Below are 26,250 nucleotides of genomic sequence, written 5' to 3' on the forward strand. Positions count from 1 at the left end.
GCAGCGGCGTGTCCGGGTATCTGGGGAGAGGAGGAAAAAGCCTGTGAAACGGAATAATGGTTGGTCGGGAATCTATACAATGGCAGTGGCCGGGATTTTTCTGGCCGGATTTTTCCTGACCGTCATTTTCGGCGCGCAGACCTATCGCGATATCGTGGCCGGTCAGACCCGGAACAATGCGGAAAGAGCGCTGCTCTCCTATATCTCTACCTGCGTGCGTATGAACGACAGAGAGGGCGCGGTGTCCGTATCGGAAGCGGACGGGGAGCCGGTGCTGGTAATCGCGGACGGCAGCGGCGATTACGCCCTTCGGATTTACAGGTATGGCGGCAGTCTTGTGGAGGATTATGGGGAAAAAGACGGTGAGCTGTACCCGGATATGGCCCAGGTGATTGGGGAGACGGAAGTCTTCCAGGTGGAAGAACTGGGGAATGGTACCTATGTGGTAATTACAGACGCAGGCAGGGTGGTGTTTGGGGTAAGGAGTGAGAAAGGGGTGGCCGCGGATGATGGAAGAGAAGCATTCCACTGAGAATGGCGGCAGAGCCGAAAGCAGGAATGGGGGACGCAGGGTGACGGCGTTCTACATAGAAGCCCTGATTCTGGTGGCCTTGCTGACGATGGTGGTTCTGGTGCTGACCTGGATTTTCGCCTGGTCCGGGCAGAGGAGCAAAAAAGCGGCGCTCCTGACAGCGGCGGTGCATCTGGCGGAGAATGGCGCGGAGGCAGTGGCGTCGTCGGAGAGCATCGAGGAAGTGCGGGAGCTTCTGGAGGAAAACGGAAACGCCGAGATTTCAGGGCAGGCCACAGAGGATGGAAGTTCCCTGCGGCTGTATTATGACAATGACTTAAAACCTGCGCCGGAGGGCAGCATCTGGCTGGATATCCTGTGGATGCCGGAAGACGGAGGATTTGTGAAAAGCATTCTCACCGTGGAGCAGGCGGGAGGGTCAGAGCCGATTTATACACTGGAGACAGGGGTTTTCATCGGAAAAGAAGAGGATGAGTAAGATATGAGGCATGTACCAATTAAACTGGGGCCGCTGGCGGTGCTGCTTACAGTGATCAGCATCTGCATGACGACGCTGGGCGTCCTTGCGTTCACCACAGCGCGGGCAGACTGGAGTCTGGCGGAAGAATATGCCGACACGGTCCGGGTCAGGTATGAACTGGAGGCGGAGGGGCAGCGCTTTCTTTGGGCCGCCGCAAAATCCCGGCAGGAGGGAATAGGGCCGGGGGCGCTTGAAAATACGGAAGTGGATGAGGATGGCGTCATCTGGCGGAGCTTTGAAAAGGGCGAATTCGGACTGAAGGTAGGCGTTAGGGAAGAGAGCGGAACTCTCCGTGTGGTGAGCTGGCGGATGCGGAAAGAATGGGAGCTGGATGAAGACATGAACCTCTGGTCCGGCGAAGAGTGAGTGATTCCAGGGCAAAAACGAAAGGGTGGACGAAAATATGAAATTACAGGAAATTCTGGAACAGGCAGTGAGAGATGAGGATGTGTCGGACGTCTTCCTGGTTGCCGGATTGCCGGTTACAATGAAACGGAATGGCGTACAGACGCGGCTGGATATGCCGGCTCTGATGCCGAAAGACATCGGAGAGCTGGTAGAGCAGATATACACGGAGGGCAGGCGGACCAGAACCAGGCTGGAAACGGGGGAGGACGACGATTTCTCGCTTTCCATGTCCAGGCGGGATAATTTCCCCGGCGGGCGCTTCCGTGTCAATGTGTTCCGGCAGAGAGGGTCTCTGGCGGCTGTCATCCGTGTGATTCGTTTTGAGCTGCCGGATCCTGAGAAACTGGGGATTCCCATGGACATTCTGGCCCTGACGGAAGACTCCGGGGGCAGAAGCAACAAAAACGGCGGTCTCGTACTGGTGACAGGGGCTGCCGGCACGGGCAAGACCACTACCCTTGCCTGTATGATCGACCGCATCAACAGCAGCCGGGACTGCCATATCATCACCATGGAAGACCCCATCGAATATATCCACAGGCACAAGAGGGCAATCGTGACCCAGCGGGAGATTTCCATCGATACCCCGGGCTATTTGAGCGCCCTGCGCTCTGCCCTGCGGGAGAGCCCGGACGTGATCCTACTGGGGGAAATGCGTGACTATGATACGATTTCCGCGGCCCTGATCGCCGCCGAGACCGGCGTACTGGTGTTCAGCACCCTGCATACCAACAGCGCGGCGGACACCATCAACCGCATCGTGGACGTATTCCCGGAAAAGGAACAGGCCAGGACCCAGCTGGCCCAGGTGCTGAAAGCAGTGGTCTGCCAGCAGCTGGTGCCCTCCACAGCGGAGGATGAAGACGGCGATCTGATACGGATTCCGGTCTTCGAGGTGCTGAAATCCACTGATGCCATCCAGAACATGATTCGGGAGAACAAGGTGAACCAGCTGAACGCAGCCATGCAGTCCGGCGCAAGCGAGGGCATGTGCACCATGGACGGCAATCTCCTGCGGCTGTGCCAGGAGGGGAAGATTACCAAGTCCACGGCGCTGAAATACCGCACTCACTATGGGGACGAATATATGGAAAAGAGGCTTGGCTGAAAATTCCTGTTGACAGCCCTGTGCTTTTGTAGTAATGTAGTGAGTGAGGATATCCGAACAATTTAATATGATTTCTCTTATTCAGAGTCGGTGGAGATACATAGGATCGATGAAGCCGCGGCAACCCCATTTGAGGAAGGTGCCCACCTGAGCGAGTGCTATTCGAACAATAAGAGGATTTGATATCGACAGATTAGAGTCCGCTTATTATGGAAGAAAAGCATTCCATGGTAAGCGGACTTTTTATGCACAGACTCGTGCAAAAGTGTCATAGACACTTGAAATATGCCGTCGTGGCGGCGCACGGGCCGCGATTATTCAGATATCTTGACAGGCTTTCGCACAGACTGCAGCTGTGCTATGGAGGCAGAAAGGAGAGGATTTTGGAGCACAGGATTATTTCCGGACAGTACGAGTTGGGTACTGAAGAACAGCAGGCGGGATACCGTCAACTGTTTGGGGAAGAGGACATACAGTATAAATTCGACCTGTACTTTCACTGGTACAATATCGTCCATGAACTGGGGCACTGCCTCCTGGAGGATTGGGGGATAGAAATGCCCGATGTGCAGGAAGAAATGTATGTGAACGAGTTCGCTGTGGCATATTGGATGCAGGCGGACGGAGGAGAGCGAATGGGGGAACTGCGCAGACTTCTGGAGACCGTGACAGATGCCCTGCCGCCGATTGTGCCGGCGGATATGGGCTTTGAAGAGTATTTTGAAAAGATATGGGGCACGGATCAGCTGAACAATGCCGTGACATATGGGTATTTTCAGCTGAACAGTGTGCGGAAGGCCATGGAGAAGTGTGCGGATCTGTCCGCCGTGCTGGAGAAGTCAGGGATTGAGGCGGATCTGACGGCCTCCGTGGAGGCCTACCGGGGAGAGGTAAGCGCAGCCCATGCGCAGGATGTCCTGGAATGCGCAGTGGCCAACTTAAAACGGCTGAATCTTTCTGTGCCTCAAATCAGGGTTGAATTGGTGGAGAATCCATTGATTCAATGCTGCAGATAACTGCCCTGTTATATCTGCTTTCCTTTCCTGCGGGTAAGGGCGCCCGGCCCATTGCCTGAAGGAATCCATTGTGTACAAATTGTTTACATAATTCGCTGTTTGCGTGAAAGAAAGGAAGAGACAGAAGAATGGAAAAACATTTATTTACATCGGAATCCGTAACAGAAGGACATCCCGACAAGGTCTGCGATGCCGTATCGGATGCCATCCTGGATGCCTGCATGGAGCAGGATCCCATGAGCCGCGTGGCCTGCGAGACCGCAAGCTGCACCGGATTTGTATTAGTGACAGGTGAAATCACCACCGCTGCCAACCTCGACATTCCCGCCATCGTGAGGAAAACCGTGAATGAGATTGGATACAATGATTCCAAAGTGGGATTTGACGGCAATACCTGCGCTGTCATGGTGGCATTGGATAAGCAGTCCCCGGACATCGCCATGGGCGTTGACAAGGCCCTGGAGGCCAGGGAGGCCCAGATGACCGATGAGCAGCTGGAGGCCATCGGCGCAGGAGACCAGGGCATGATGTTCGGCTATGCCACCAATGAGACCCCGGAGCTGATGCCCTACCCTGTCTCCCTGGCCCACAAGCTGGCCAGACAGCTGACGAAGGTCCGCAAGGACGGTACCCTCTCTTACTTACGTCCCGACGGCAAGAGCCAGGTGTCCGTGGAGTACGATGAGAACGGAAAGCCCATCCGTCTGGAGGCCGTGGTGCTCTCCACCCAGCATGACGAGGAGGTATCCCAGGAACAGATTCATGCTGACATCAAAAAATATGTTTTCGATCCTATCCTGCCGGCAGAACTGGTGGATGAGGAGACCAAATTCTTCATCAATCCCACCGGGCGTTTCGTCATCGGCGGCCCTCAGGGAGACGCAGGGCTCACCGGCCGCAAGATTATCGTGGACACCTACGGCGGATACGCCCGCCACGGCGGCGGCGCTTTCTCCGGCAAGGACTGCACCAAGGTGGACAGGAGCGCCGCCTATGCCGCCCGCTATGTGGCAAAGAACATCGTGGCCGCGGGGCTGGCCGAGAAGTGCGAGATTCAGCTGTCTTACGCCATCGGCGTGGCCCGGCCCACTTCCGTCATGGTGGATACGTTCGGCACAGGACGCGTCAGCGATGAGAAATTGGTGGAGATCATCCGCGAGAACTTCGATTTGCGCCCCGCGGGCATCATCAAGATGCTGGATCTGCGCAGGCCCATCTACCGTCCCACCGCGGCTTACGGCCATTTTGGGCGGGATGACGTGTCTCTTCCCTGGGAGGCCACGGACAGGGCGGAGGTTCTGAAGAAATATTTGTAATACTGGGAGGCGGAAAATGGGCAGAAAGAGACAGCTTTACCTGGACTGGATTAAGGCGGGGGGGCAGGAATGATCGTGATGCTCCACACCATGAGCAGTACGATGAATGCAGGCGGATTTTATGTTTCGGATTTCCGCATACAGGTGTGGTATGTCCTGCACCAGTTTCTGTTTACGGCTGTCCCCCTGTTCATCATGGCTACCGGAGCCGGCTTTTTATCCACAGGGCGTTCCTGCGGCTACAGGGACATGGGGAGGCATATTGCCAGAATCATTTGCTGTATCCTGTTTTTCGGAACTCTGTTTTATGTGGTACGGATGTTGGTAGAGAGGAATCCGTTCGGGCCCGCGGATCTGGTTCTGGCAATCTTTCAGGACAATACATGGTCACATATGTGGTACCTGTACCGTTTGCTGGGTCTCTACTTTTTCATACCGTTATTGTGGGCTTTCATGAAGGTCTCGAAGCTGTGGGAACAGGCTGTTTTTGCAGGGTTGTTATTGTTTTTTGCCTCTGTCTATCCTTATGTCTGCGGGATGATCGGATTTATTCCGGCCAGGATTCTGCCTGTTTCCGGCACATGGCTTTTCTGTGCTGTGGCGGGGGGAATCCTGGGCAGGCTTCCCGTTGAAAAAAAGAGAAAATACCGGGGCCTGATTCTGGCAGGGATTCTGGCAGGCCTTGGAGGAGTCGTCTGGGAAGGGATGCGGCAGACGGTGATGTCGGAGGAACATCCTTTCTTGCTGCTTCTGGCGATGAGCCTGTTTGCCTGGATGAGGCTTTGGTGCGATGAAAAGGAAAGCTTCCCGGGGATGGGGAAACTGGCCGGAAATATGCTGGGCGTGTACATTATCCATCCCGTGTTCATTCATATATGCGTGAAAGTGCTGCGGTTTAACCCCCAGCTTTATCTGCCGGTGCTGACCGTCCCGCTTACCGCGGCGGCGATTTATGCCCTGTCAGTGGCAACGGTGTGTTTTTTGCGCAAAATTCCGATTGTCAGAAGATATCTTCTGTAAGATTCTGCCGTAATCTTTTTCTCCCAAACCTTTACAAACCTCCTGAATTTCAGTATAGTATATCATAGGTAAATTTGTTTGCAGAAGACAAAAGGAGGTTCCTCATATGGCATTCGTACATCTCCACGTCCACACGGAGTATTCCCTCCTGGACGGTTCCAATAAAATCAAAGAATACGTCGCCCGGGTGAAAGAGCTGGGGATGGACAGCGCCGCCATCACGGACCACGGTGTCATGTACGGCATCATCGACTTCTACCGGGCGGCAAAGGAGGCTGGCATCAACCCCGTTATCGGCTGTGAAGTCTACGTGGCGCCAAATTCCCGCTTCGACAAGGAACTCACCGGAGGGGAGGACAGATACTACCATCTGGTGCTGCTGGCGGAGAACAACGCAGGCTACGCCAATCTGATGAAAATCGTCAGCAAGGGCTTCACGGAAGGATACTATTACAAGCCCAGGGTGGATATGGAGGTCCTGAATCGCTATCATGAGGGTATCATCGCCCTGTCTGCCTGCCTTGCAGGCGAAGTGCAACGGAATATCGTTAAAAACTTGCCGGAGGAAGCCAGGAAGTCCGCCAGAAAATACGAGGAATGCTTCGGCAAGGGCAATTTTTTCCTGGAACTGCAGGACCATGGGATTCCCAGCCAGCGCCTGGTGAACACAGAACTGTTGAAAATGAGCAAAGAATTGGACATCCCTCTGGTGGCCACCAACGACGTCCACTACACCTACGAAAAGGACGCGGACTCCCACGACATCCTGTTGTGTCTCCAGACCAACAAGAAGCTGGCGGATGAGGACAGGATGCGCTACGAGGGAGGCCAGTATTTCGTCAAGAGCGAGGAGGAGATGAAAGGCCTGTTCCCCTATGCATGGGAGGCCCTGGAGAATACCCAGCGCATAGCGGACCGCTGCCATGTGGAAATCGAATTCGGCGTCACGAAGCTGCCCAGGTTCGAGGTGCCGGAGGGCTATGATTCCTGGAGCTATCTGAACAAGCTGTGCGATGACGGCCTGGCGGAACGCTACGGCGATGGCAGCCAGCCTGCGGGAAGCACGGGGCAGACTCTGCGGGAGCGACTTGACTACGAACTTTCTGTCATCAGGCGGATGGGATATGTGGACTATTTCCTGATTGTATGGGATTTCATCAACTATGCCAGGAGTAACGGCATTCCCGTAGGCCCGGGCAGAGGCTCCGGCGCGGGGAGCATTGTTGCCTACTGCCTGAAGATTACCAATATCGAGCCCATCCGCTATAACCTGCTCTTCGAGCGGTTTCTGAACCCGGAGCGTGTATCCATGCCCGATATCGACATTGACTTCTGCTACAACCGCAGGCAGGAGGTCATCGACTATGTGAACAGGAAGTACGGCTCCGACAAGGTGGTGCAGATCGTCACTTTCGGTACTTTGGCGGCAAAAGGCGTCATCCGGGACGTGGGCCGGGTCATGGATCTGCCCTATGCCTTTGTGGACTCCATGGCCAGGATGATACCGGGTGAACCGAATATCACCATTGAAAAAGCGCTGGAAAAGAACCCGGAGCTGCATAAGGCATATCAGGAGGATGAGCAGGCCCGCCACCTGATCGACATGTGCAAGCGCTTAGAGGGTCTGCCCAGACATACTTCCATGCATGCGGCGGGAGTGGTCATCTGCCCGGAGGCGGCGGATGAATTCGTGCCCCTGTCCAGAGGCAGCGACGGCTCCATCACCACCCAGTTCACCATGACCACGCTGGAGGAGCTGGGGCTTTTAAAGATAGATTTCCTTGGCTTACGGACGCTGACGGTGATTTCGGACGCGGTAAAATTCGTGCAAGAGACAAAGCATGAGCACATTGATATCGACAATATCGACTACGAAGACCCGCAGGTCCTTGCGGCCATCGGCACCGGGAAAACGGACGGCGTGTTCCAGCTGGAAAGCGGAGGGATGAGGGGCTTCATGAAAGAGCTGCGGCCCCAGAACCTGGAGGACATCATCGCCGGGATTTCCCTGTACCGCCCGGGCCCCATGGACTTCATCCCCAAATACATCAAGGGAAAGAATAACCATAAAGATGTAGTCTATTCCTGCCCCCAGCTGGAGCCCATCCTGGCGCCCACCTACGGCTGCATCGTCTACCAGGAGCAGGTGATGCAGATCGTCCGCGACCTTGGCGGCTACACCTTAGGGCGCAGCGACCTGGTGCGCCGTGCCATGAGCAAGAAGAAGCAGTCCGTCATGGAGAAGGAGCGGGCCAATTTCATCTATGGAAACGAAGAGGAGGGGGTGCCGGGCTGCGTGTCCAGAGGCATCAGCGAGCAGGTGGCCAGCGGCATATTTGACGACATGACTGACTTCGCTAAATATGCCTTCAACAAGTCCCACGCGGCCTGCTACGCGGTGGTGGCCTACCAGACGGCCTGGCTGAAGTTCTATTATCCCGTGGAATTCATGGCGGCCCTGATGACCTCCGTCATCGACAATTCCAAGAAGGTGTCCGAGTACATCCTGACCTGCCGGAATATGGGCATCCAGCTGCTGCCGCCCGACATCAACCAGGGACAGAGCGGGTTCTCCGTAGACGGCGGAAGCATCCGCTACGCCCTGACTGCCATCAAGGGCGTGGGACAGTCCTCCATCGATGACCTGGTGGAGGAGCGGAAAATCAGGGGGCCTTTTACCAATCTGAAAGATTTCATCACCCGCATCGCGGACAGGGACGTCAATAAGCGCGCCGTGGAGAACTTCATAAAGGCCGGGGCCCTGGACGGGCTGGGCGGGACCAGGAAACAGTTCATGAGCGTCTACATGCAGATGATGGACCACATCGCTAAGGAGAGGAAGAGCAACCTGGCGGGGCAGATTTCCCTTTTCGACATCGCGGAGGAGTCCCAGAAGGAGGAATTCGATATCCGCCTGCCGGATGTGGGAGAGTATCCCAAAGAGATGCTCCTGAGCTTTGAAAAAGAGGTGCTGGGCATTTATCTGAGCGGCCATCCCCTGGAATCCGACCAGGAACTGTGGCAGAAGCATATTACCAGCACCACCAATGATTTCGCCCTGGACGAGGAAACCGGCAGCGCGCTGGTGACGGACCAGGCCCGCGTGGTGGTAGGCGGCATGATTGCCGACAGGAGCATCAAATACACCAAAAACGACAAGGTGATGGCTTTCCTGAATCTGGAGGATCTGGTGGGGAATATGGAAGTGGTGGTATTTCCCAGGGATTATGAGAAATATGGCAGCCTGCTGGTGGAAGACGCCAGAGTCTTTATCAGGGGCCGGGCAAATGTAGAGGAAGAAAAGGACGGCAAGCTGATCTGCGAGCAGGTGGTCACCTTTGAGGAGGCGGCCCGGGCCAATGGAGCCCCGCTGTTCCGGAACCAATATGGGAATGGCGGAAACGGCAGGGGAAGCTACAGCGGCAGGCAGAACGGCTACAGTAACGGACAAGGCGGCTGGGGCCGGTCAGGCGGCTCCGCAGGCACGGGCCGGGCAGAGCCGGGAAACGCCGCTGCGGGCCAGGGCGGCAGAGCGCCCAAAAAAGTGCCGGACGGCATCTGGATCCAGTTTCCGGACGCGGACAGCTATTTCGCCAGAGAGAAAGAGCTGCTCGCCTCCATTGAGGATTCCGACGGGAATGATGATGTGGTCATCTTTTTAAAGGATACCAGGGCCATCAAACTCCTGCCGCCGAACCGCAGAGTGAAAGCGGACGTGGAACTGCAGCAGAGGCTGGGAGGTCTGTTTGGCCGGGAAAATGTAAAAATACGCCAATAGGTATTGAAAACCGTTTTTAAATGGATTAAAATAAAGCCGGAGAGTACAAGAAACAAGCTGAAACAGGAGGGCTGAATATATGGCTAAGGAAATAAAGACGATAGCGGTTCTGACCAGCGGCGGAGACGCGCCGGGCATGAACGCTGCCATCCGCGCGGTGGTCCGTACCGCTATTTACAGAGGCGTGAAGGTAAAGGGAGTCAAAAAGGGGTACAACGGACTCCTGAATGAGGATATCATCGATATGGAGCCCCGCAACGTATCGGATATCATCCAGAGAGGCGGCACGGTTCTGGGAACGGCCAGATGTCTGGAGTTCAAAAAGAAAGAGTACCAGGAAAAGGCGGCGGAAATCTGCAGAAAGCATGGCATAGACGGCATCGTGGTCATCGGCGGCGACGGTTCCTACCGCGGAGCCCAGGCGCTGAGCAGGCAGGGTATCAATGCTATCGGTATTCCGGGCACGATTGACCTGGATATCGCATGTACCGAATACACTATAGGCTTTGACACGGCTGTGAACACGGCCATGGAAGCCATCGACAAGGTAAAGGATACTTCATCCTCCCATGAGCGCTGCAGCATCATCGAGGTCATGGGGCGGCATGCGGGATATATCGCTCTGTGGTGCGGCGTTGCCAACGGCGCCGAGGACATCCTGCTGCCGGAGAACTATGATTACAATGAGCAGGAAATCATCAACCATATCATCGAGAGCCGTAAGAAGGGCAAGATTCATCACCTGATTATCAATGCGGAGGGTATCGGCCATTCCACTTCCATGGCGAAGCGTATCGAGGCGGCTACCGGCATCGAGACCAGGGCCACTATCCTGGGATACATGCAGAGGGGCGGAAGCCCTACTGCCAGAGACCGCTACTATGCCTCCATCATGGGTTCCTATGCGGTGGACATCCTGCTGGAGGGCAAGACCAACCGCGTGGTGGGTTACAGATATGGGGAATTCACGGACTTTGGCATTGAAGAGGCGCTGCAGATGCAGAAAGATATCGACAGGTACCAGTATGATGTGGCGAGGATATTGACAATCTGATTCCGTAAGGGAATTGAGACAGGACGGCGGCCGTTTTATGGAAATGGCCGCCGTCATGCGTTGAGATGCCAAAGGCAGAGGGAGGGTATATGATCAGCAGTCATTCCAATCCGAAAGTGAAGCAGGTGGCACAGTGGCAGACGAACTCTGGCAAACGGCGCGAAGAGGGCGTTTTTCTGGCAGAGGGCTTCAAGATGTGCGAGGAAGCCCCGGAAAGGGATGTGAGGGAGATTTACATCACGCAGGAGGCTTTGGAGAAAGCCGGGACACAGCCGGCCCTGCGGGAGAAGCTGGAACGAATCGGATACGAGACGGTATCTTCCGAAGTGTTCCGAAAGATGTCCGACACCCGGACGCCCCAGGGAATCTTGTGCGTGGTGAAAAGGCAGGAAACGGATCTGGAGAGGCTACTTGCGGCGGAGAATCCCCTGCTTATCGTGCTGGAGGATTTACAGGACCCCGGCAATCTGGGGACGATCGTCAGGACAGGGGAGGGCGCGGGAGTCACGGGAATCGTCATGAGCACCAGGACCGTGGATATCTATAACCCGAAAACGATACGGGCCACCATGGGCTCCATTTACAGGGTGCCCTTTGTGTGCGCCGAAAATCTGTGCGGGGCAGTGGAGCGGATGCGGGAAAAAGGAATCCGCGTCTACGCCGCCCATCTCGCGGGAGAAAATTATTACGATAATCTTAACTTCCGGCAGGGCACGGCATTCCTCATCGGAAACGAGGGGAACGGCCTGAGCAGAGAGCTGACGGAACGCGCGGACAGCCTTTTGAAGATTCCCATGGAGGGCAGTGTGGAGTCCCTGAATGCCGCTGTCAGTGCGGCTTTGATGATGTATGAGGCCCGTCGTCAAAGGAAATTATGAAAAACTTGACATTTTCCTTAACATCTGATATGATACTCCTGTAACAAATTTAATAACTTTGTAATAAAGTTATGAACAAAACGGAATAACTTAAAACAAAGTCTTAAGAATTTGTTTATGGAGGTAAAAAATCATGACAAAATACAGAAAACTGTTCACTACAGTGAGAAGGAACTGTTCCAGGTTCCTTGGGCTATTATTGTCATTGTGTCTGCTCTTTGAGGCGGGCATATCCGCACAGGCGAACGGGGACTCCCAGGTGGAGAATACATGCGGCGGTGTGGCCGCGGTGTTCAATCCGGGTTCCGGAAATTCGGTGGATGTGGTGAACGCAACGGCAAAGGAGCTGAACCTCGACCTTACAGCGGAAGAGGAAGAGCCAGAGGAAAGCAGATTGGTGATGGCCAATGTGCAGAATGCTTTAAATGTAAGAAGCGATGCCAGCGAGGAATCCGACAAGGTTGGAATGCTGTACAAGGATTGCGGAGGCACGATTCTGGAGCGCAGGGACGGATGGACGAAGCTGCAGTCAGGCAATATCATCGGCTGGGCCTCAGACGAGTATCTGCTGTTTGATGAGGAAGCCCGTGCTTTGGCCAACAGTGTGGGCAAGATGGTGGCCACGGTGAATACGGAGACCCTGCGGGTGAGAATGGAGCCCGGCACGGACTCAGGCATCTGGGGACTGTTGCCCAAGGGCGAGGTAGTGGAGGTGCTGAACCAGTACGATGACGGCTGGGTGTGCATCGATTTCGAGGGCGAGGACGGCTATGTGTCCACGGAATTCCTGGTGCTGGATTTCGTCATCGACGCCGGTGAGACCATGGAGGAAATCGACGCCCGCATAGCGGCGGAGAAAGAGGCATCCCGCCACAAGAATTACGGCGAGTATACCACGGACGCAGACACTACTCTTCTGCTGGCTGCCCTGATTTACTGCGAGGCAGGCTCCGAGAGCTATGAAGGAAAGCTGGCGGTAGGCGCAGTGGTCATGAACCGTGTCAGGAGCGGGGCATATCCCAATTCCATCCACGGCGTGATTTACGCTTCCGGTCAGTTCACCCCGGCCATGAACGGCAAGCTGAACAGTGTATATGCATCAGGCAATATCAGCTCCAGCTGTATCCAGGCGGCGCAGGAAGCGCTGGCCGGTGCATCCAATGTAGGTGACCTGACCCATTTCCGCCGGAACAACGGACGCGAGGGCCTGGTAATCGGAAACCATGTGTTCTATTGATGTACAAAGTCTGATAAAGGATGAAAATGAGGGCGGCAGACAGATATATGTCTGCCGCTTCTCTTGTACGTTAGGCACTCGTATCGTGCAAAGAAATCTATTGCTTTACGGCTGTTTTTATAGTAAACTAATTATAGATTCCGGGATAGAAGAAAGCAAGGGGAGGTATATTGTATGGATGTGATGCTGATTTTCTGGATGGTTCTGTTGATTTTATGCATCGGAATCGAAGTGCTGACCCTGGGGCTGACTACGATATGGTTCGCGGCAGGCGCTCTGGTAGCAATCTTCGCGGCTTTGCTGTATATGCCGATTTTCGTGCAGGTGATTCTGTTCCTGGTGGTTTCGCTGGTGCTGCTGTTCTTTACGAGGCCCATCGCGGTGAAATACTTCAACCGGGACCGGGTGAAGACCAATGTGGAGAGCATAGTGGGCCGTCAGGCCATCGTCACAGGCGAGATTGACAATATTCAGGCCATGGGCCAGGTGACGGTGAGCGGCCAGGCGTGGAGCGCCAGGAGCTGGGACGACAGAGTGCGGATTCCCGAGGGGACGGTGGTGATAGTGGCCGCCATCAGCGGCGTCAAGCTGATCGTGCGGATGGAGCAGAAACCCGAGAATGCCGCCCCGGTGATGCCGGAGGAGAAGAGACCTGAGAATGCCGCCCCGGTGATGCCGGAGGATAAGCCTGAGAATGCCGCGCCAGTGGCGCAGGAGGCACAGAAGCCCAAAGAGGCTGAGCCGGTCATGGAGGAAGTACAGGAGCCGGAGGTTTCCACAGGCGAAGCGCCGGAGGAAAAGGCCGATGGGGCAGAGCCGCAGGAGTAGTGATTTTTTTAAAATCATATAAAATTAGCGCTTAAGTCACAGCGCGGAAAGAGGTAAATTATGATAGTGATGGGTTGGATTATGGGGTTGCTGATTGTGGTGGTTCTCGCGATACTGGTATCCTGTCTGAAGATTGTTCCTCAGGCACAGGCCTATGTCATCGAGCGCCTGGGCGCATATCAGGGCACCTGGTCAGTGGGCTTCCATGTAAAGGTCCCTTTCTTGGATAAAGTGGCCAGAAAGGTGAACCTGAAAGAGCAGGTGGCGGATTTCCCGCCTCAGCCGGTTATCACCAAGGACAATGTCACCATGCGGATCGACACGGTAGTCTTCTATCAGATTACGGATCCCAAGCTGTTTACCTACGGCGTGGAGAATCCCATGATGGCTATCGAGAACCTGACCGCTACCACATTGCGTAACATCATCGGCGACCTGGAGCTGGATCAGACATTGACCAGCCGCGAGACCATCAACACCAAGATGCGCGCGGCGCTGGATATTGCCACGGATCCCTGGGGCATCAAGGTGAACCGGGTGGAGCTGAAGAACATCATTCCTCCCGCTGAAATCCAGAACGCCATGGAGAAGCAGATGAAAGCCGAGCGTGAGAGACGTGAGGCCGTGACTCGTGCGGAAGGCGAAAAGAAAGCGAAGATTCTGGAGGCGGAGGGCGCCAAGGAATCCGCGATTCTGCGCGCAGAGGCCGACAAGCAGTCCGCGATTCTGCGTGCGGAGGCAGAGAAAGAGAAGATGATACGCGAGGCAGAAGGTGAAGCGGAGGCGATCCTCAAGGTACAGCAGGCCAACGCGGACGGTATCCGGATGCTGAAAGAGGCCAACGCGGATGCGGCAGTGCTGAAGATCAAGAGTCTGGAAGCCTTTGAGAAAGTCGCGGACGGACAGGCCACGACAATTCTTCTTCCCTCAGAGCTGCAGGGCATCGCCAGCATCGCCGCTGCATGGAAAGAGGGCGGAAAGGCCTGATGTCCCTGACAGCAGTATAGCTTTTTCGATGTGACGGATAATGGCAGCCGGCCCTTCGGGAATTCCCGAGGGGCTGGCTGCCTGCGTTTTTATACTGCAGGCAGGATTCGCGGCAGGTTTTACGGGCGCGCAGCATAGAATCCCATTGCAAAATTGGCATTTTTGAAGTATCATAAATGATAATGAATCGGCAGAAAGGCAGGTTGCGGAACCATGGAAAATAAGATAGATTTAAAGGGACGGGATTTTTTGAAGCTGTTGGATTTCACCACGGAGGAAATTGCGTATCTGGTGGATTTGGCGGCGGTTTTAAAGGAGAAAAAGAAGAAAGGGATTCTGGTGGACACCCTGCGGGGCAAGAATGTGGCGCTGATTTTTGAGAAGACTAGCACCCGTACCAGGTGCGCTTTCGAGGTGGCGGCCCATGACCTTGGGATGGGGACCACTTACTTAGATCCCGCAGGCTCCCAAATCGGCAAGAAAGAGAGCATAGCGGACACGGCCAGGGTTCTTTCCGGCATGTTCGAGGGAATCGAATACCGGGGTTTTGGACAGGATATCGTGGAGGAGCTGGCGAAATACGCAAAGGTGCCGGTTTGGAACGGGCTCACCAATGAGTTCCACCCCACCCAGATGCTGGCTGACCTTTTGACCATCAGAGAGCGCTTCGGGCATCTGGAGGGCATCAGGCTGACCTACATGGGGGACGCCCGCTACAACATGGGCAATTCCCTGATGGTGGCCTGCGCCAAGATGGGGATGCATTTTGTGGCCTGTACCACGGCAAAGTATTTCCCGGAGGAGAAGCTGACAGAGCAGTGCAGGGAAATCGCGGCCCAAAACGGCGGCAGCATTACCCTGACGGAGGATGTGACAGCCGGGACAAAGGGCGCGGACGTAATCTATACCGATGTGTGGGTGTCCATGGGAGAGCCGGACGAGGTGTGGGAGGAGCGGATCAGAGAGCTCTCACCCTATCAGGTGAACCGCACGGCCATGGGGAACGCGGGGGAGCATGCCATTTTCATGCATTGCCTGCCTGCATTCCATGACCTGAAGACCGTCATCGGGGCCAAGATGGGAGAGCGCTTCGGCATCACAGAGATGGAGGTCACCGACGAGGTGTTCGAGTCTCCGCAGTCGCTGGTGTTCGAGGAGGCGGAGAACCGGATGCACACCATCAAGGCCGTGATGCTGGCCACTCTGTAAAGCGGAGAAAGAAAAGGGACAGTTTCAGGTTGACAGATGAGCCGGATTGCCGGGTCATGCTTTGGAAAGGAAAAGGCGCCGGAAGGTGGACTGACTTTGTGTGAGGACTGGGCATAGAATAGATGAAAGCTAAGATTTTGGCGCTTTTGCGGAAGCGAAAGGACTATGTGTCGGGGCAGGAGCTGTGCGAGAGCTTCGGCGTCTCCCGCACGGCGGTGTGGAAAGCGATAGGACAACTGAAAAAAGAGGGATACCGCATCGAGGCGGTGAAGAACCGGGGATATCTCCTGGCGCCGGAGGAGGAAGTATACGGACAGCATGAACTGGAGAGCCGCATGACCACGGAATGGGCCGGGCATCCGGTCTGTTATTATGACCAGCTGGCCTCCACCAATCTCCAGGCGAAGCTGGACGCGGAGAACGGCGCGGAGCAGGGTGCCCTGATTGTGGCGGACATGCAGACGGCAGGGCGGGGGCGCAGAGGCCGCGCCTGGAGCAGTCCGGCGGGGAGGAACGTGTACTTTACTTTGATATTGAAGCCGGCGTTTCCTGTGGAGACGGCCTCCATGGTGACGCTGGTCATGGGGCTTGCCGTGGCGGAGGGCATCCGGGAGACCTGCGGCCTGGAGGCCCGCATCAAGTGGCCCAACGATATTGTGATAAAGGGCAGGAAAGTCTGCGGCATGCTGGCGGAGATGAGCACGGAGCGGGATTTCATCCACTATATCGTCATGGGCGTGGGTATCAATGTGAAGCGGCAGGAATTCGCGCCGGAGATTGCGGACATGGCTACCTGTCTGGAGCGGGAACGTGGAAAATCTGTGTCAAGGGCGGAACTGATTGTCAATGTGCTGAAATTATTTGAACGGTATTACGATATCTTTCAAAAGGACGGAAACCTTGGGGGCTTTTTGGAGACCTATAATGGTCTGGTGGCAGGCAAGGATAAGGAAGTGCGCGTCCTTGACCCCAAGGGGGAATTTCAGGGCGTATCCAGAGGCATCAGCAGCACCGGGGAATTGCTGGTGGAGCGGGAGGACGGAACTGTGGAGACTGTGTATGCCGGAGAGGTGTCCGTGCGGGGGATTTACGGGTATGTCTGACAGAGGATGCAGGACCGGCCGCTTTGCTGAGGGCGGTTTTGGCCCGAAAGGGAAATCCGGCAGCGATACGATAGGCCGCGGAAAATAGGAATCAGGAGTTCCGGAGAAAGGAAAGGCGGATGGAGAGTAAGAATACGGTGCTATGCGGTGCCAACGCTTATGAGCAGAAATACTATTTTAACGAGCAGTTCAAAGGCATTCCGGAATCTATCAGGGATGAGCTGCATATACTGTGCGTGCTGTTCACGGAGGAGGTAGGCGGCGTGTTCGTCATAGCCTTTGAGGAGGACGGGAGCATCGTGCTCGAGACCAATGCCGATGAAGACGACATTACCTATGACGAGGTCAGCAGCGGGCTGATGGTGTCTGAAGTGCGCAGGAACAGGCAGGAGCTGTTTGAAGCCTTGCGGCTCTATTACAAGGTATTTGTCCTGAAAGAGGACGTGTCAGGATATCTGGATGAGTAAGCTTTAAAGAAGTTGCAGCAGTTGTTTTTCGGCAGTTCCTAAGAGGAAGCGATATATGATTTTAGTGATAGATGTAGGAAATACGAATATGGTGCTGGGGGTGTACGAGAAAGAGGAGCTGCGGGCCACTTTCCGCATCATGACCAAGATGCCCAGGACCTCGGACGAATACGGCGTTCTGATTACGCAGATACTGCTGAACCGGGGGATAGAAGCCGAGAGCCTGGAGGGGGCCATTGTAGCCAGCGTGGTGCCGGATGTGATGCACGCCCTGATGGGAGCGCTGGTGCGCTATACGAAGACCAGGCCCATGAGCGTGGGGCCCGGCATGAAGACAGGCATCCGCATCATTACGGAGGATCCCAGGGCTATAGGAGCGGACCGCGTCGTGGACGCGGTGGCCGCCTATGAAAAGTACGGCGGACCCGTATTGGTCCTGGACTTTGGAACGGCCACCACATATGACCTGATTACGGAGAAAGGGGAGTTCGCCGCGGGCATTACGGCGCCGGGGATGGGCATCAGCTCGGAGGCGCTCTGGACTCAGGCGGCCAAGCTGCCCAAGATTGAGATCCGCAAGCCAAAGACTATCCTTGCCCAGGAGACCATCAGCAGCATGCAGGCAGGGCTGGTGTACGGCCAGATAGGACAGACGGAGTATATTGTCAGGAAAGTAAAGGAAGAGAGCGGCATCAGGAAGCTGAAAGTAGTGGCTACCGGAGGCTTGGGCAGGCTGATAGCCCAGGAGACGGACGCCATCGATATCTATGACAGCCATCTGACCATGGAGGGCCTGCGCATCCTGTATGAAAAAAACAAAAAGCCCGCCATCTGATTGCGGGCGGTGAGAGCCTGGCATTCTCAGCATCGAACGGCAGGCGCAGCAGAGGACAAAACAATGGGAAAGCTTACAATCGGCGATGTGACGCTGGACAATAACGTGATACTGGCCCCCATGGCAGGGGTGACGGACCTGCCCTTCCGCCTGCTGTGCCGCAGGATGGGAGCAGGGCTGGTGTGCATGGAGATGGTCAGCGCCAAGGCTATTTTTTATAACAACAAAAATACGGAGGAGCTTCTGGAAATCCATCCGGAGGAAGTCCCGGCCTCTCTGCAGCTCTTCGGCTCGGATCCGGAGATTTTGGCGGATATGGCAAAGCGCATCGAGGAGCGCCCCTTTTCCATTTTGGACTTCAACATGGGCTGTCCGGTGCCAAAGGTGGTGAACAATGGGGAGGGCTCGGCTCTGATGAAGGAGCCGAAGCTGGTGGAGGAGATCCTGTCGGCGCTGGTGAAGGCCGTGGACAAGCCTGTTACGGTGAAGATTCGGAAAGGCTTTGACGAGGCGAACTGCAATGCGGTGGAGATTGCCAGAATCGCGGAGAGCTGCGGCGTGGCGGCCATTGCGGTGCACGGGCGCACCAGGGAGCAGTACTACAGCGGTCGGGCGGACTGGGATATCATCAGGCAGGTAAAGCAGGCGGTGAAGATTCCCGTCATCGGCAACGGGGATGTGGACAGCCCGGAGAGGGCCGGGGCCATGCTGGATTCCACCGGCTGCGACGGTGTCATGATCGGCAGGGCGGCTCAGGGGAATCCGTGGATTTTCCGGGATACGGTGAGTTTCCTGGAGACCGGGACGGTGCCCCCGCCGCCGGATGGGCAGGAGAAGAAGCGGATGATTCTGGAGCATGCGGATTTCCAGCTGCAGATTAAGGGAGAGTACACCGCGGTGCGGGAGATGAGAAAGCATCTGGCCTGGTATACCACAGGGATGCCCCATTCTGCCAGGTTCCGCCAGACTATCAATTCCATGGAATCTTTTGCGGAACTGACCAGGGGCGTGGAGTCTATTTTTCAGTGATGCCGCATATATTGTGGCATGGACACCATTTTATTTTTTTATAGAAAAAAGGGCCTGCGGGAGCCGGAAATCGAGCCTGTGGGGCTGAAGACCTATCTGCTGATACGGATAGGGCTGGACGTGGACGCCGGAATCAGGAAAACGGAAAGCGCGGATGGGGATGCCCCGGAGGAGGGCCGTCCGTCTTTGGGGACAGAAAGGCAGAGGCACGGACCGGACGGAAACCCATACAGGCTGGGGGCTGTTCTGTGTCATCCGTGGAGGACATTTCAGCAGAATCGGGAGAAAAGGGAGCAGCAGCGCAGGGAGCGGGCATACAGACGTAAAATGGAGCAGGAAGAGGCCCGGCGGCTCGCCGAGAGGGAGCGGCTGCTGGCAGAAACAGAAGCGGCGATCCGGAAGCTGGCCTCCGAATTGGAAGAACTTGCAGACGGCTGGCGGGACTGCTATTGCGTGTATGAAGACAGCGTAAGGAAAGCGGTCATGGAAGAAGTGCTCTGGAGAAAGTATTTTCCGATAGAGGAATTTTCCGGCTATCGGCAGCAGTTTTGGGTGGAACAGCTGTTTCCAAAGGCCATTTGGCCGCATTTCATCATACTTGGAAGGGCGGACGGTGTCCTGCCCGTGATAGAAGCCTGTGCCCGGAGGATGAAAAGCCTGCGGTGGATTCTGACGGAGGCAGAGTATGACGAAGAGCTGGCTGCCTTTGTGGAGGATTTCTATACGGAATATGGACTGGCTGTGGAACTGCAGCTTCTGGAGGACGCCGCGGCCCTGAAGCGCCTGCGTTTTTTCTGCAAGGAGGCCGTGAATATCGTGGATTTCACGGGAGAGGCCTACATGGCGGTGTCGGCAGTGCCGGAGGGGAGTATCTGGCTGGATATGCTCTCTGTGGAGGAAAAAAGGCGCAGAATCATGGCCAGGGGAAAGAAAATCACATATTTTTCCATGAAAGAGATATGGAAAAGCGCACAAAAACGATGTAACTGTCCCAGATTGCCTTGACACTGCCCAAAAACGAAGGTATACTATGGTAGGATTTGCAAGATAGCAGAAATAGATGAAGACGGAAAAGCTGGAAATCCGAAAAAATTGAAAGAATAGAGCAGGAAGGATGTAAGTAAAATGCAGGAGAAGAAAAATATTCTGACCTACGAGGGGCTCAGAAAATATGAGGATGAATTACATGAGCTGAAAGTAGTGAAGCGCCAGGAAGTGGCCCAGAAAATCAAGGAGGCCAGGGAGCAGGGCGACTTGTCCGAGAACGCCGAGTACGATGCCGCCAAGGATGAGCAGCGGGACATCGAGGCCAGGATCGAGGAGCTGGAGAAGATTCTGAAGAACGCCGAGGTGGTGGTAGAGGACGAGGTAGACCTGGACAAAATCAACATCGGCTGCGTGGTGAAGCTCTTGGACATCGAGTACAGCGAGGAGCTGGAGTACAAAATCGTGGGCTCCACCGAGGCGGACAGCTTAAAGGGTAAGATTTCCAACGAAAGCCCCGTGGGCAAGGCGCTGATCGGCTGCAGGGTGGGGGACAACGTGGAGGTGGAGACCGCCGCTGGCACGTTCACCTACAAGGTGCTGGAGATTCAGAGGAGCAGATAGAGAAAAGGCTGGGATAAGGGCCGCTGCAAAGGCAGATGATCTGCCAAAGCAGCGGCCCTGTTTTTGGATTCAGCGGTTTCCGCCAAGCTTTTTGCCTGCCGGAGCCAGAGGGCTCACGGCAGCATCAGGAACCGATGGCATGCCTATTGTCCATCCGCCATGAGGCCGGCATCCTTTTTCCGAAGGATTCTGGCGAGGACGAGGCTGGCGGCAATCCCCAGGACGCCGGCGGCAAGGGGGGCGAAGGTGCTCTTGAAGATGGCAGGCAGCAAGGTCTCAATGGAATCCATACGTTTCATCCACAAATCATAATTGATCATGAGGAAGATGCCCGTCATGTTCAGGTTCAGCAGCCAGCCGCAGTTCTTATCCTGCTTGATGACGGCCCACAGATTACAGCCGAAGAACACCAGCTGGGCCGCAAAGGCTGCGATGAGCTGCCGCTCCAGGAAAGGGCCTGTGTTCATCAGCTCTCGCCCGAACAGCCTTTCAGCGCCCGAGGTGATGCTGGAGGCGGCATAAATGAACACAAAGACGAAGTACACATCCAGCACAAGGGAGGCAGCCCCCAGCAGATACTGGATTTTGCCTGGCCTGTTCCTGGCCTTATAGCCGAAAGAGGCCAGAAGGTTCGCCAGGATGCAGATGACCAACAGCAGCGTAGTATTGCCGAATATGATATAGTTCGTATGGTTGGCAAAGAACACCTGGACGCCGCAGTAGACCAAAAACACCAGCACCAGATAGCACACAAGGTTCTGATACTTCATCTTTGTCCTTATTTTCTTCAATCCGTCCATTCCCCGCTGCTCCAGCTTTTCGCCGGAGAGCACATTATCCTTGTAGGTTTCCAGCATCTGGCGGCAGCTTTCGCACTTCTGCGTATGTCCTTCCACATATTCTTTCGTGGCATCGGAGCATATTCCGTCCACATAGGATGGTATCAGGTCATTTACGATATCACAATCTTTGTTTTTCATATTAGCCTCCTTTGTCTCCGCTCGGACTGTGCCCTGGAATGTCCGGCGGGCGTGTTTGTTTTTTTCAGGCAGTGGATTCGTGGCGTGACTGTACGCGCAGATAATAACGTTCCGGCATATGCCACAGGAGCGATACGCTTCCTCAGCGGGCTTTGCGGCAGCAGGCTTCAGGAATCCTGGATCAGGGTCAGCTTCGCCCGGTAGAATGTGACCCGGGCCCAGTTCTCGGTCTTTCCCAGCAAATCCCCGATCTCCCGGAAGGAAAGGTCTCCCAGCACCCGCAGCTCCACGGTCTTCCTGGCATCGGGGGACAGGGCCTGCAGTCTGTCCCACACATCCGCCAGCTCCACTTTTGCCATGGCTGTCTGCTCCGTATCCTGGCGGGACTGCATGGACTCGTCCAGCTCTTCCAGCTGTACCCGGCGGCTTTTGTCCCAGTGCTGGTAGAGCAGGTGTTTGGCAATCTGGCACAGCCAGGTGGAGAGCTTGCAGCTGTGGTCGTAGCTGTCCAGGCGCTCCAGGGCCTTCAGGAAGGCCTCCTGCATCAGATCCTCCGCAAGGGCGGGGTCATTGCATCTTTTGTACAGAAAATGGAATACAATCTGTGAATATTGTCGGTAAAGCTCTTCCATGCCTCGCCTCCTTTCCGGCTTGCAGCAGTTTCCCGGGAACTGCCAAGCATAGCTTTTTTTGCGCGCTCACTTTATATATCCGTTTTGGAGCCGGTTCGTTACAGACATTTTATGGGCAAGAAGGAAAAATTGCAAGTTTTCCGGAGCCTTTCTGCCCTGACGAGGACAGGGTATCCGAAAAACTTAGATATGCTATTGAAAATGTACCACATTTATGTATAATGTAGGGAGACTGGGGACATTTCTGGAAAAGGGGCGGAAAGGCCTTTCTTTTCATATCAGAAAAGTTCTGCGCAAAAGTACCGTTGGGTTTGGACGCTGCCGTGGAAAACAAGCCGGGTTCGGTGGACGGTTGGAGAAAATGGAGGTCGTGATGATACATTTTAAGGAAATGCCCTATGAGAGGGTGAGCTATGAGGAGCTGGAAGGCCGCTACAGGCCGCTGATGGAGGAGCTTCGGAAGGCGGCAGGCGCAGAGGCATGCATGGCAGTCCTGAAGAAACGCTATGAGCTGACAGCGGACATGACGGCCATGGATCTGTGCTATGTCCGGCACGATATGGACGTGAACGATGCCTTTTACGCGGCAGAGCAGGATTACTACGATGAAATAGGGCCGAAGCTGAACGACCTGTCTAATCAGTTAGACCGGCTGATTCTGGATTCGCCCTATCGAAAGGAGTTGGAGAAGCTTCTGGGGCCTTATGTATTCGCCGTCATGGAGGCCGGGCAGAGCGGGTTCGACAGCCGCCTGATTGAGCTGGCCCAGGAGGAGAATAAGCTCCTTGCCAGGTACAACCAGCTGACGTCCAACGGGACGGTGGAGTGGGAGGGAGAGAAACGCAAGCGGAACCTCATGACGCCTCTCGCCCAGTCCCCTGACAGGGACGTGAGGCGGAGGGTCTCCCTGGCCATCGCCGATTCCTGGGAGGCCCAGAGGCAGGAGCTGGAGGAAATTTTCGACAAGCTGCTGGACAACCGGCGCAGACAGGCCAAAGCCATGGGCTTTTCCGATTATGTGGAGTTAAGCTATTTCCGCATGATGCGCATCGGCTATGGGCCGAAGGAGGTGGCGGCGTTCCGGGAGCTGGTGAAGAAATATCTGGTGCCCCTGTCCCGGAAACTGGAGGAGCGCCGCAGAGACCGGCTGGGCCTGGAGCATCTCTGCATATATGATTCCGGGGTGCATTTCCCCCAGGGGAATCCTGTGCCTGTGTGCGTGGAGTCTGCATCGGCCAGCGGACCTGGCGCCGATAGGGCCTGGGAAACAGCGCCAGATGACGGGGCCGATGAGACGCAGGCCGGGAGGAAAGCGGACAGCGCCGGAGCAAAGAGAGGAGCCCGGCCCGGCAGCACCGCAGCCTGCCTGGAGGCCACCCGCAGGATGTACACCGAAATGTCGCCGGAGACGGCGGAATTCATCGCTTTTCTGTTGGACAACGGTCTGGCGGACGTGGAAATCCGGGAGGGGAAACGGGACGGCGGCTATATGACTATATTTGAGAAATACAGAGCCCCTTTCATCTTCGCCAATTTTGACGGCACCATTGAGAATGCCTACATCATGTGCCATGAGGGGGGCCATGCTTTTCAGGGGTATCTGAAGCGGGATGAGGAGATCAGGGAGCACTGCCGGAACACCTCGGAGATGGCGGAGACCCATGCCATGGCCATGGAGTTCTTCGCCATGCCCTATATGGAGCTGTTCTTTGGGGAACGGGCCGGGGATTACCGGGCCATGCATCTGGAGGACGCGGTACGGCTGATCATCAACCAGTGCCTGCAGGACGAGTTCCAGCAGCTGGTCTATGAGAGTCCTGACATGACGGCGGCAGAGTGCAATAGGCTCTGGGCCAGACTGGACAGGGAATACTTCCCGGACAAGGATTATGACGGCAATGTGAACCTGCGGGAGGGCCGGGGCTGGCAGCGCATCCCCCATATCTACCACTGGCCCTTCTATGCCATCGACTATGCCCTGGCGGAAATCTGCGCTCTGGGGTACTACCGCTGGATGCAGGAGGATAAGGCGGCCAGCTGGGAGAGCTATCTGCGCCTGTGCAGGGAGAGCGGCACCATGGACTTCCCTGACCTGGTGGAGAGCGCGGGACTGGGCAGCCCTTTTGAGGAGGAGACCATGATCAGGCTGGCGGACTGGATGGAGAGGAAACTGGCCGGGCCGGAAGGCTGACAGTGGCCTGACGGGACAGCGGCCGGCCCGGGACAGCTGTGACGGAAGAGCCGCGGAATCTCCTGCCCAGGGGCAGGGGTTCGACGGCATTGCAGGTTTCCGGTGGGAGACCAGAGGGCAGACGGGGGAGGTTCCTCCAGAGAAGGGAGACAAATGAGCGACAAAGTCACGATGAAAGAAAAAATCAGCTTCGGGCTGACGAACCTGGGAAATATCCCGATACAGACCATACTGGGGTCTTATCTTCTGATTTTCTACACTAATGTAATCGGCCTGAATCCGGCGGCCTGTGCCACCCTGTTTTTGATCGCCCGGGTGATGGACGCCCTGAAGGATCCCTTTATGGGATTTTTCATCGACCGGCTGCCCACCACGAAATACGGGCATTTCCGGCCCACCCTGATTGTGGGAACGGTGCTGTGTTCCCTGAACTTCCTGCTGATCTGGTTCGCGCCCCTGATGGCCACTTCCGGGAAGCTGGCCATCGCCTATGTGACCTATCTGCTGATTGGAGTGCTGTTCCCGGTGATGGACATCTCCCTGAACAGCATGCTGCCGGTGATGACCACAGACATGGAGGAGCGCAGCGCCCTGAGCGCCCAGAAGGGCTTCGTCTATACCCTGGGCTCCTTTCTGGTGAACTTAAGCGCCCCTGTGATCATCGGCAATGTGTCCGAGAAGGAGGGCTATATCACCTTGATATTGATCGCCACGGCGGTGATCGCGGGCTGCTCCATCCTGGGCGCGCTGGGGCTAAAGGAGCGGGTGCAGGCCCGGCCGGGGAAGGACAGCTATAGGATAAAGGATCTGTTCCGCATTCTGGGTCAGAAGCCGGTGGCAATCACCTTTTTGGCTGCCCTGATCTACATGATTGGGAAATACGTGATGAACACCACCCTGGCCTATTTCTTCACCTATGTGATTGGGAACCTGAAGCTGTTGAGCGTGGTGAGCGTGGTGCAGCTGTGCGCGCTGCTGCCGGCTACGCTGCTGGTAGGCGCTTTGATTCGAAAGATTGGGCGAAAGAAAGCCTATATGCTGAGCCTGACCCTGATCGGCACGGCGCCGCTGCTGCGCCTGATCGACGTCACCAGCATCCCGATTCTGCTTGTGGCCATGGCCATCGCCGGGTTCGCGGACGGACTGTGCATGCCCCTGACCTATGGCATCCAGGCGGACAACACAGACTACGTGGAGCTGAAGCTGGGCTACCGGGCGGATGCGGCCATTGCGGCACTGTCCGGCTTCATCACCAAGTGCGGCATGGGGGTGGGCGGCGCCATCCCGGGCTACATCCTGGAGGCGGCAGGTTTCCAGGGGGAGGCCCGGTCCCAGCCGCCCCAGGTGCGCACGGCCCTGATTGTCTGCACCATCGCCGTGCCCGCCGTCATGTGCGTGGCCGGGGCCCTGCTCTTCGGCGCGTACCCGCTGACCAAGGAGAGGCTGGCGGAGCAGGCGGCGCAGATGAATGCGAGGATGGATTGACATATCCGGTAAGCTATACTAATCCAGGA

The 26,250-nt window shown here is 55.8% G+C and carries 24 protein-coding genes and 1 riboswitch; of the genes, 22 read left to right on the forward strand and 2 right to left on the reverse strand.

From position 1 onward, the window contains the following. The first annotated feature begins 43 nt into the window (after positions 1–43). The 20 genes from NFS35_RS06190 to greA all read left to right on the forward strand — a co-directional run bounded on the left by NFS35_RS06190 (position 44) and on the right by greA (position 20,933). On the forward strand, positions 44–532 hold the full coding sequence (locus NFS35_RS06190) for a DUF4860 domain-containing protein (RefSeq protein ID WP_251206266.1): 489 nt from the start codon (positions 44–46) through the stop codon (positions 530–532). Next, a complete protein-coding gene (locus NFS35_RS06195; protein ID WP_251206267.1) occupies positions 507–1,010 on the forward strand; it encodes a hypothetical protein in 504 nt (167 codons plus the stop codon). The genes NFS35_RS06190 and NFS35_RS06195 overlap by 26 nt, the downstream gene beginning before the upstream one ends. Positions 1,011–1,013: 3 nt before the next feature. Then, entirely contained in the window at positions 1,014–1,418 is a 405-nt protein-coding gene (locus NFS35_RS06200; RefSeq protein ID WP_251206268.1) for a hypothetical protein, read from the forward strand. Between the two features lie 37 nt (positions 1,419–1,455). Next, on the forward strand, positions 1,456–2,568 hold the full coding sequence (locus tag NFS35_RS06205; protein WP_251206269.1) for a type IV pilus twitching motility protein PilT: 1,113 nt from the start codon (positions 1,456–1,458) through the stop codon (positions 2,566–2,568). A gap of 74 nt (positions 2,569–2,642) precedes the next feature. Next, a riboswitch (SAM riboswitch) is annotated at positions 2,643–2,744 on the forward strand. A 207-nt stretch (positions 2,745–2,951) separates the two neighbouring features. After that, complete coding sequence (locus NFS35_RS06210) at positions 2,952–3,584, forward strand: hypothetical protein (RefSeq protein ID WP_251206270.1); 633 nt, start codon at positions 2,952–2,954, stop codon at positions 3,582–3,584. A gap of 128 nt (positions 3,585–3,712) precedes the next feature. After that, positions 3,713–4,900 carry a methionine adenosyltransferase gene (gene metK, locus NFS35_RS06215; protein WP_251206271.1) on the forward strand — a complete coding sequence of 396 codons (1,188 nt, stop codon included), beginning with the start codon at positions 3,713–3,715 and terminating at the stop codon, positions 4,898–4,900. 69 nt (positions 4,901–4,969) lie between these two features. Beyond that, positions 4,970–5,920 carry an acyltransferase gene (locus tag NFS35_RS06220; RefSeq protein WP_251206272.1) on the forward strand — a complete coding sequence of 317 codons (951 nt, stop codon included), beginning with the start codon at positions 4,970–4,972 and terminating at the stop codon, positions 5,918–5,920. 106 nt (positions 5,921–6,026) lie between these two features. Continuing rightward, entirely contained in the window at positions 6,027–9,698 is a 3,672-nt protein-coding gene (locus tag NFS35_RS06225) for a DNA polymerase III subunit alpha (RefSeq protein WP_251206273.1), read from the forward strand. A gap of 79 nt (positions 9,699–9,777) precedes the next feature. After that, positions 9,778–10,752: a 6-phosphofructokinase gene (pfkA, locus tag NFS35_RS06230; protein WP_251206274.1), complete on the forward strand. Its 975-nt coding sequence runs from the start codon at positions 9,778–9,780 to the stop codon at positions 10,750–10,752. Between the two features lie 89 nt (positions 10,753–10,841). Beyond that, entirely contained in the window at positions 10,842–11,630 is a 789-nt protein-coding gene (locus NFS35_RS06235; RefSeq protein ID WP_251206275.1) for a TrmH family RNA methyltransferase, read from the forward strand. 133 nt (positions 11,631–11,763) lie between these two features. Then, the gene (locus NFS35_RS06240) at positions 11,764–12,867 is read left to right on the forward strand and encodes a cell wall hydrolase (protein WP_251206276.1); all 1,104 of its coding nucleotides are present in this window, start codon (positions 11,764–11,766) and stop codon (positions 12,865–12,867) included. A 174-nt stretch (positions 12,868–13,041) separates the two neighbouring features. Next, a complete protein-coding gene (locus tag NFS35_RS06245) occupies positions 13,042–13,695 on the forward strand; it encodes an NfeD family protein (protein WP_330640049.1) in 654 nt (217 codons plus the stop codon). Positions 13,696–13,764: 69 nt separating this feature from the next. Next, the gene (locus NFS35_RS06250) at positions 13,765–14,682 is read left to right on the forward strand and encodes an SPFH domain-containing protein (protein ID WP_408629630.1); all 918 of its coding nucleotides are present in this window, start codon (positions 13,765–13,767) and stop codon (positions 14,680–14,682) included. A 225-nt stretch (positions 14,683–14,907) separates the two neighbouring features. Beyond that, positions 14,908–15,891, forward strand: coding sequence for an ornithine carbamoyltransferase (argF, locus tag NFS35_RS06255; RefSeq protein WP_251206364.1), 984 nt, complete (start codon positions 14,908–14,910; stop codon positions 15,889–15,891). A gap of 122 nt (positions 15,892–16,013) precedes the next feature. After that, complete coding sequence (locus NFS35_RS06260; protein WP_251206278.1) at positions 16,014–16,994, forward strand: biotin--[acetyl-CoA-carboxylase] ligase; 981 nt, start codon at positions 16,014–16,016, stop codon at positions 16,992–16,994. Positions 16,995–17,113: 119 nt separating this feature from the next. Continuing rightward, positions 17,114–17,461, forward strand: a complete 348-nt coding sequence (locus tag NFS35_RS06265) for a DUF6145 family protein (protein ID WP_251206279.1) — start codon at positions 17,114–17,116, stop codon at positions 17,459–17,461. 55 nt (positions 17,462–17,516) lie between these two features. Further along, the gene (locus NFS35_RS06270; RefSeq protein WP_251206280.1) at positions 17,517–18,296 is read left to right on the forward strand and encodes a type III pantothenate kinase; all 780 of its coding nucleotides are present in this window, start codon (positions 17,517–17,519) and stop codon (positions 18,294–18,296) included. A gap of 63 nt (positions 18,297–18,359) precedes the next feature. Next, positions 18,360–19,325 (forward strand): tRNA dihydrouridine synthase DusB, encoded by a 966-nt coding sequence (gene dusB / locus NFS35_RS06275; protein WP_251206281.1) that lies wholly within the window; start codon positions 18,360–18,362, stop codon positions 19,323–19,325. An 18-nt stretch (positions 19,326–19,343) separates the two neighbouring features. Next, a complete protein-coding gene (locus NFS35_RS06280; RefSeq protein WP_251206282.1) occupies positions 19,344–20,330 on the forward strand; it encodes a hypothetical protein in 987 nt (328 codons plus the stop codon). A 120-nt stretch (positions 20,331–20,450) separates the two neighbouring features. Then, positions 20,451–20,933 (forward strand): transcription elongation factor GreA, encoded by a 483-nt coding sequence (greA, locus tag NFS35_RS06285; protein ID WP_251206283.1) that lies wholly within the window; start codon positions 20,451–20,453, stop codon positions 20,931–20,933. Between the two features lie 143 nt (positions 20,934–21,076). Here greA and NFS35_RS06290 read toward each other — a convergent pair whose 3' ends face one another. Continuing rightward, a complete protein-coding gene (locus NFS35_RS06290; protein WP_251206284.1) occupies positions 21,077–21,913 on the reverse strand; it encodes a zf-HC2 domain-containing protein in 837 nt (278 codons plus the stop codon). A 167-nt stretch (positions 21,914–22,080) separates the two neighbouring features. Next, positions 22,081–22,545 (reverse strand): RNA polymerase sigma factor, encoded by a 465-nt coding sequence (locus tag NFS35_RS06295; protein WP_251206285.1) that lies wholly within the window; start codon positions 22,543–22,545, stop codon positions 22,081–22,083. A gap of 373 nt (positions 22,546–22,918) precedes the next feature. Between NFS35_RS06295 and NFS35_RS06300 the strand changes: the two genes are divergently transcribed. After that, on the forward strand, positions 22,919–24,736 hold the full coding sequence (locus tag NFS35_RS06300; protein WP_251206286.1) for a M3 family oligoendopeptidase: 1,818 nt from the start codon (positions 22,919–22,921) through the stop codon (positions 24,734–24,736). Positions 24,737–24,889: 153 nt separating this feature from the next. Beyond that, complete coding sequence (locus tag NFS35_RS06305; protein WP_251206287.1) at positions 24,890–26,221, forward strand: MFS transporter; 1,332 nt, start codon at positions 24,890–24,892, stop codon at positions 26,219–26,221. Positions 26,222–26,250: the final 29 nt, after the last annotated feature.

The organism is Acetatifactor aquisgranensis, assembly GCF_943193215.1.
Classification (GTDB): Bacteria; Bacillota; Clostridia; order Lachnospirales; family Lachnospiraceae; genus Acetatifactor; species Acetatifactor aquisgranensis.